The organism is Kitasatospora sp. NPDC057542 (assembly GCF_042801945.1).
GTDB lineage: Bacteria > Actinomycetota > Actinomycetes > Streptomycetales > Streptomycetaceae > Kitasatospora.
In genome coordinates this window covers 1-7,044 of record NZ_JBHVFE010000467.1, presented here as the reverse complement: position 1 = coordinate 7,044, position 7,044 = coordinate 1, and the positions used below count along the sequence as shown (strand labels likewise).

Sequence of the window (7,044 nt, the reverse complement as noted above, 5' to 3'; positions counted from 1 at the left end):
TCCCCGCAGCGCGCGGGGGCGGGCCGGACGCTTTGTCAGGACCGGTCGGCGTGTAACCGGTCCAGGAAGGCGGCGGCGGCCACCGCGACATCGGCGCCGGTCCAGTCGAGGGCGGCCGCGGCGACCGTGACCTCGGTCATCGAGAGCCCCGGCGGCCCGCACTCGCGCCAGGCGCCGAACAGCCCGATCCCGGTCTCCTCGGCCAGCCCCAGCCCGGCCTCCTCCAACTCCCCGGCCGGGTAGGGCAGCCAGAGCTGGAACTGGTGGGTGTGCGGCGGGGCCGGGTGCACCCGGGCGCCGGGGACGGCGGCGAACGCCCGGGCCAGCGCCCCGGCGACCGTCCCGGCGTGCGCCACGTACCCGGCCAGCCGCGGCAGTTCGCGTTCCAGCCCGGCCAGCGCGGCCAGCGCGAACGGCCACTGCTGGTAGAGCTGCCCGCCGTAGCGGTGCCGCCAGGCCCGGGCGGTGCGGACGAAGCCGCCCGGGCCGGCCAGCGCGGCGCCGCTGATCCCGCCGAGCGTCTTGTAGAAGGAGACGTAGACCGAGTCGGCCAGGCCGGCGACCTCCGGCAGCGGCCGGCCGAGGGCGACGGCGGACTCCCAGATCCGGGCGCCGTCCAGGTGCAGCGCCGCACCGTGCTCCTCGCGCACCACCGCGGCCAGCTCCACCAGCTCCGCCCAGCCGGGCAGCACGAACCCGGCGTCGCGCAGCGGCAGCTCCAGGCTCAGCGCGGCGTACGGCTCGTCCAGGGCGCGCAGTTCCTCGGCGGTGGGCTGGCGGGGCGCGGTGGTCGGCCAGAGGCTGCGCAGGCCGGACAGGACGGCGAGCACGTGCCGCTCGTGCCGGTCGGTGTGGGCCAGCGGGTGGGTGACCACGGTGCGCGGCCCCGCGGCCTCGGCGTGGATCCGCAGGGCGATCTGCTGGGCCATCGTGCCGGTCGGGAAGAAGGCCGCGTCCTCGGTGCCGAGCAGCTCGGCGACCCGGCGCTCCAGGGTGCGGACCACGCCGTCGCCGTACTGGTCCGGGCGGCCGTCCAGGTCGGCGGCGCCGTGCGGACCGGGGGCGGCGCCCGGCAGCGGGCCGGCCAGGTCGGCGAGGCGTTCACGGATGCTCTGCGGCCGGACGCCGGACAGCAGTCGCTCGCAGCCGCGCAGGGCGGCGAAGCGGCGGTCCGGCAGGCTCGGGCGGTCACTGGCGTCGGGGTCTTCGCTCCTGTTGCCATACATGGCTCGATGGTCCCGCAGCGGGCCGGACCGGTCAGCGGTGCGGACGGAAAGCGGCCCGAGCCCGCAAACCCCGGCCGCGCGTGGTGCTGGTCACAGGCCTCCGGCCCGGTACGACCGGCGGTAGTAGCGGGGGCGGCGGAATCGGCGGGCGCCCCGAGCGGTCGTGGACGATCGGATCTCGTGATCGCTACTCCGCCGGTTTGAATCTCCGGCGCCACGCTGACTACACGCCGTAGTACGTCACCCCGTTTGGGACTCCGCTCGGTGACCGTTAAACCTGAGTGGTCCCCCGCTCAGCACGCGCCCGAACGGGCCCTCCGTGCTGCCCTCGTACGACCCGTGAGGTACGGCAAGCGATGTCCACCGTCCCGCCCGTGGGGCCGGCCCTGCGCCGGCTCACCGTCCTTGCGGCGGCCCAGGCCGCGGCCTGGCAGCCCAGGATCGGCCACGCCGTCCGCACCCACGTCACTCCGCTGCGCGCCCTCGGCTCGCCCCGGCACACCACCCTGCCCGGCAGCCGGCAGCGGGCCGAGCACGACCACGCGCTGGTGTCCGCCGGAAGCGTCGCCGCGCTGCTCGCCGGGGTGCTGCTGGTGGCCGCCCCGGGCACGGCCTCGGCGCAGACCGTGCGGCCCACCACGCCGGGCAGCTCGGCCTTCACCGTGCCGCAGGCGGAGGTGCCGAGCGCGGGGCTGGTCCAGGTGGCCGGCCCCAGCCCGTACAAGCTGCCCGACGACGGCGACTCGGCGCAGCAGTTCGTGGCGGTGGCGGCCAACCTGCTGCCGCTCGAACCGCCGGCGCCGCAGCCGGAGCCCGCCGCCGGGCCGGCCCCCGAGCCCGGACCCGGACCGGCGCCGGTTCCCGGGTGGTCGGCGCCGGTGCCGAACGCACCGACCAGCAACCCGTACGGGAAGGCCGACCGCGGCTACGCGGCCGGCTACCACACCGGGGTGGACTTCGCGGTCTCCCCGGGCACACCGCTGCTGGCGGTCGGCGACGCGACCGTGGTGTCGGCCGGCTGGGACGGCGCGTACGGCAAGGAGGTCGTGCTGCGGCTGGCGGACGGGCACTTCGCGCAGTACGCCCACATGTCCTCGCTCGCCGTCTCGGCGGGCCGGCGGGTGTCGGCGGGCGAGCGGATCGGGCTGTCCGGGAGCACCGGCAACTCGACCGGCCCGCACCTGCACTTCGAGATCCGCACCAGCAACCGCTACGGCTCGGTGGTCAACCCGATCGCCTACCTCGCGGGGCACGGCGTCACGGACTTCTGAGCCGTCCGGCGCCCTCAGGTCCCGGCGGGGGCGGCGGCCGGGGCGGGGTGGCTGATCCCGGCGCCGATCTCCAGTGCGATGTCCCGGGCCGCCCCGATCGCCGCGTCCAGATCGGCGGTGGGCAGCTGCTCGCCCCACACGTTCCGGGCGTGACCGCAGTCCGCGTTGTCCTGCTTGAGCAGGAACAGCGACGAATGGACGGTGAACAGCGCCATCGCGGCCCGCAGCCGGTCGTGGAAGTCCGCTTCCGGCCCGTGCACCAGCTGCATCATGGTGATCATCCGGTCCCTGAAGGCCAGCCCGGCCGGGGACTCGCGCAGCGCGGGCTGGTTCTCGTGGAAGAAGCGCAGCAGCGGGGCCCGCTCGGCCATCCCGTCCGCGAAGCGGCGGATCAGCTCGTCGCGCATCTCCGGGCTCCAGGCCTGCTTGCGGCCCCACGCGATGGTCTCGTCGATCGGTGCGGCCATCCGCTCGACGATGCCCAGAACGATGTCGTCCTTGGTCTTGAAGTGGTAGTACAGCGCGGCCTTGGTGACGCCAAGGCGGTCGGCGATCTCGCGCAGTGAGGTCTGCTCGTAGCCCTGCTCGGCGAAGAGCTCCAGTGACACCTCGATGATGCGAGCCCGGGTGTCGCTGCGGGGGCTGTGCGGAGTGCCCATGGCCTGCCTCATGACTGCGTCGGTGTACTACGGACCCCGGGGTGGTGTCCGCCCCGGGCTCATTCTCCCTGCCCAGACGGCCGGCCGAGAAACTAGCTTGACGACCGGCTAGGAAACAACTTACCGTGCCGACGGTCGATAAACTAGCCGGGCGACAAGTAAGTGAGCCGCCGCACGGCACGACGCCCAGTCCGAACCACCCTCCGGGAGACCCCACCTCATGTCACAGTCCAAGCCCGCCGGCCCGGTACCGGAGGACAAGACGGCCGAGGAGGAGCAACCGCGGTCGCCGCGCGAGATCCGCCTCGTGATGGTCGGCCTGGTCGTCACCATGCTGCTGGCCATGCTCGACAACCTGATCGTCGGCACCGCGATGCCGACCATCGTCCACGACCTCGGCGGCGGCGAGCACCTGTCCTGGGTGGTCACCGCGTACACCCTGGCGACCGCCGCCTCCACCCCGGTCTGGGGCAAGCTCGGCGACATGTACGGCCGCAAGGGCACCTTCCTCACCTCGATCGTGATCTTCCTGGTGGGTTCGGCACTGTCCGGCCTGTCGCAGAACATGAACGAGCTGATCGGCTTCCGCGCCGTCCAGGGCCTGGGTGCCGGCGGTCTGATGGTCGGCGTCATGTCGATCATGGGCGCTCTCGTCCCGCCGCGCGACCGCGGAAAGTACCAGGGCATGTTCGCCGCGGTGATGGCCCTCGCCACCATCGGCGGCCCGCTGGCCGGCGGCTTCATCACCGACCACCTGAGCTGGCACTGGACCTTCTACATCAACCTGCCGCTCGGCGTGGTCGCGCTCGCCGTGGTCGTCGTCACCCTGAAGCTGCCGAAGGTCCGCAGCACCGCCCGGATCGACTATGCGGGCGTCGTGCTGCTCACCACCGGCATCACCTCGCTGGTGCTGATCACCACCTGGGGCGGCCAGCAGTACGCCTGGGGCTCCAAGGAGATCCTCGGCCTGGCCGCGCTCGCCGCCGCCTCGCTGATCGCCTTCTGCTACGTGGAGCAGCGGGCCCAGGAGCCGATGCTCCCGCTGAGCCTGTTCCGCAACCTGAACTTCACCCTGGTCTCGATCATCGGCTTCATCGTCGGCTTCGTGATGTTCGGCTCGACCGTCTTCCTGCCGCTCTACCAGCAGACGGTACAGGGCGCCTCGGCCACCAACTCCGGCCTGCTGCTGATGCCGATGATGTTCGGCATGCTGGTGATCTCGCTGGTGGTCGGCCAGGCCGTCACCAAGACCGGCAAGTACCGGATCTACCCGATCATCGGCACCCTCGTGATGACCGCCGGCCTGATCCTGCTCTCCACCATGGGCACCGAGACCAGCAGCTTCACCTCGGCCTGCTGGATGGTCGTGCTGGGCGCCGGCATGGGCTTCCTGATGCAGATCACCATGCTGGTCGCACAGAACAGCGTGGAGCTCAAGGACATGGGCGTGGCCAGCTCCACCGCCACTCTGTTCCGCACCATCGGCGGCTCCTTCGGTGTCGCGCTGTTCGGAGCCCTGTTCAACAACCGGGTGAAGGACACCATGAACGAGATGCTCGCCGGGAAGCCGCAGCCTCCGGGCGGGATGCAGGACCCGAGCCAGATGAGCCTGGACGATCTGCACAAGCTGCCCGACTACGTCCAGAACGCCTACAACCACGCGGTGTCCAACGGCGTGCACAGCATCTTCCTGTGGGGCGCCGGGATCGCCGTGATCGCGATCGCCGCGGCGGTGTTCCTGCGCGAGGTGCCGCTGCGCGGTACCGGCAAGGACGAGAAGCCGGCCGAGGCCTCGCTGGAGGCCGCGGCCGTCTGACGGTCCCGCCCCGTACGGCGCCCCCGGGAGGTTCGTCCTTCCGGGGGCGCCGTCGTTCACCGTCGTTCACTGGGGCAGGCGGTAGACGCCCTGCTCGACCGGCTCGACCAGGCCGTCCGCCACCAGGCCGTCCAGTGCCCGGGCCCGCTGCACCGCGTCCGGCCAGACCGCGTCCAGCCGGGCCTGCGGCACCGTCCCGTGCGCCTCGCGCAGCACCGCGAGCAGCTTCCCGCGCACCTGGCGGTCCGTCCCCTCGTAGGACTGACCGCGCCGGGCCGGGCCCTCGTACGGCGGGCGGCCGGCCCGCTGCCAGGCGCAGGCGGTGAACAGCGGGCACTCCCCGCACTCCGGGCCGCGCGCGGTGCAGACCAGCGCGCCCAGCTCCATCACGCCGACCGCCCAGGTGGCGGCCGTCTCTGCGTCGTCCGGCAGCAGCGCGGTGGCGGTGCGACGCTCGGCGGCGGTGGTGGCCTGGGCCGGGTACTCGACGCCGGTCACCGCACGGGCGAAGACCCGGCGGACGTTGGTGTCCAGCACGACGTGCCGCTGACGGAAGGCGAAGGAGGCGACGGCGGCGGCGGTGTACTCCCCCACCCCGGGCAGCGAGAGCAGGGTGGCGTGGTCGTCCGGGACCTCGCCGCCGTGCTCCTCGGTGATCGCCACCGCGGCCGCGTGCAGGCGCAGCGCCCGGCGCGGGTAGCCCAGCCGGCCCCACATCCGGACCGCCTCGCCCGGCGCGTCGGCGGCGAGGTCGGCCGGGGTCGGCCAGCGGGTGAGCCAGGCCTCCCAGGCGGGCAGCACCCGCTTGACCGGGGTCTGCTGGAGCATGAACTCGCTCACCATGACCGCCCAGGGCGTCGCGTCGGGGGCCCGCCAGGGCAGGTCCCGCTTGCTCGCCTCGTACCAGTCCAGGACGGTCGAGTGGAACAGCGGCAGGGGCATCGGCGGCCGGGAGACGTCGGCGGCGGTGGTGGTGATGGCAGTCATGGCCCTTCGATCCTCCCACGCCCGCCGACCGTGCCGAAGTGGATCAGGCCACTCCGGATACCCCAGGGGGCCTCGCGAAAATCGTCCGATTGGGGCTCGCTCGAACGGATCAAATGGCGGATCATGTGAAGGAAGGGGCGACTGTGCGGTGTTGGTGAGTCAATCGCCACACACAGTCTCGTAGAGTTTGATCGTGCCTTCTCTGCGTCAACCCGTCGGACCACTGCCGGCCTCGATCTACTGGCGTCGGCGCATCGTCGTGCTCGTCGCCGTCGCGGCGGTGGTCGCCCTGATCGCCTGGCTGATGATCGATCAGGGCGGAGGCGGTGACGGCGGCTCACAGGGCAAGGCCGCGCAGGCCGTTCCGTCCCAGGACCAGACCCCGGCCCAGGCCATCACGCCCGGCGCCTCCCCGAGCGGCCCCGCGGCGCGCCCGGGCGGTGGCGGCACCGGGGGCGGCCCGGTGGCGGGCGGCGGCGGCACCGAGGTCAACCTCAGCGGCGGCACCGGCGCCGGTGGCGCCAACCCGGCCCCCGGGGGCGGCGCCGCGCCGGCGACCGGCGGCGGCACGGGTGGTGGTACGGGCGGCTCCGGCGGTACGGGCGGCGGCGCTCCGGCGGTGAACACCCCCGAGATCATGGCGCTGCCGGTCTGCGCCTCCTCGCAGGTGGCGCTGGAGCTGGCCGGCACCCAGAACTCGTACCAGCCCAAGGACAAACCCCGGCTGGCCCTGACCGTCAAGAACTCCTCCGGCGCCAACTGCCGGGTGGACCTGGGCCGCACCGCCTCCGTGATCACGGTGAGCGGCAGCAACAACGACCGGGTCTGGTCCTCCGGCGACTGCCCGGCCGACAAGGGCGGCATCTGGGTGCAGCTCGGCGCGAACGGCAGCCAGACCGAGACCTTCACCTGGGACCGCAGCCGCAGCAAGCCGCAGTGTGCGACCGCCGACCAGACGCCGCCGGCGAGCGGCACCTACGTGGTCCTCGCGGAACTCACCGGACTCTCCGGGGACAAGGTCTCGGCGCGGGCCTCGATCCGGCTGGACAGCTGAGAACCGGTCAACTTCCACCGGAGCCCCCGGC

The 7,044-nt window shown here is 73.0% G+C and carries 6 protein-coding genes; 3 read left to right on the top strand and 3 right to left on the bottom strand.

What is annotated here, in order from left to right:
- Positions 1 to 35: 35 nt before the first annotated feature.
- A complete protein-coding gene (locus tag ACFU7Y_RS36660; protein WP_380770947.1) occupies positions 36 to 1,226 on the bottom strand; it encodes a threonine aldolase family protein in 1,191 nt (396 codons plus the stop codon).
- A gap of 356 nt (positions 1,227 to 1,582) precedes the next feature.
- Between ACFU7Y_RS36660 and ACFU7Y_RS36655 the strand changes: the two genes are divergently transcribed.
- Positions 1,583 to 2,497, top strand: coding sequence for a M23 family metallopeptidase (locus tag ACFU7Y_RS36655; protein WP_380770946.1), 915 nt, complete (start codon positions 1,583 to 1,585; stop codon positions 2,495 to 2,497).
- Between the two features lie 14 nt (positions 2,498 to 2,511).
- On the opposite strand, the gene ACFU7Y_RS36650 is transcribed toward ACFU7Y_RS36655, so the two are convergent.
- Positions 2,512 to 3,156: a TetR/AcrR family transcriptional regulator gene (locus tag ACFU7Y_RS36650; RefSeq protein ID WP_224283975.1), complete on the bottom strand. Its 645-nt coding sequence runs from the start codon at positions 3,154 to 3,156 to the stop codon at positions 2,512 to 2,514.
- A 220-nt stretch (positions 3,157 to 3,376) separates the two neighbouring features.
- Here ACFU7Y_RS36650 and ACFU7Y_RS36645 point away from each other — a divergent pair, with 220 nt between their 5' ends.
- On the top strand, positions 3,377 to 4,972 hold the full coding sequence (locus ACFU7Y_RS36645; protein WP_224283974.1) for an MDR family MFS transporter: 1,596 nt from the start codon (positions 3,377 to 3,379) through the stop codon (positions 4,970 to 4,972).
- A 66-nt stretch (positions 4,973 to 5,038) separates the two neighbouring features.
- Here the strand turns inward: ACFU7Y_RS36645 and ACFU7Y_RS36640 are convergent, their stop codons facing one another.
- Entirely contained in the window at positions 5,039 to 5,914 is an 876-nt protein-coding gene (locus ACFU7Y_RS36640; protein WP_224283978.1) for an A/G-specific adenine glycosylase, read from the bottom strand.
- Positions 5,915 to 6,152: 238 nt separating this feature from the next.
- On the opposite strand from ACFU7Y_RS36640, the gene ACFU7Y_RS36635 reads away from it, so the two are divergent.
- Entirely contained in the window at positions 6,153 to 7,013 is an 861-nt protein-coding gene (locus ACFU7Y_RS36635; protein WP_380770944.1) for a hypothetical protein, read from the top strand.
- Positions 7,014 to 7,044 lie beyond the last annotated feature (31 nt).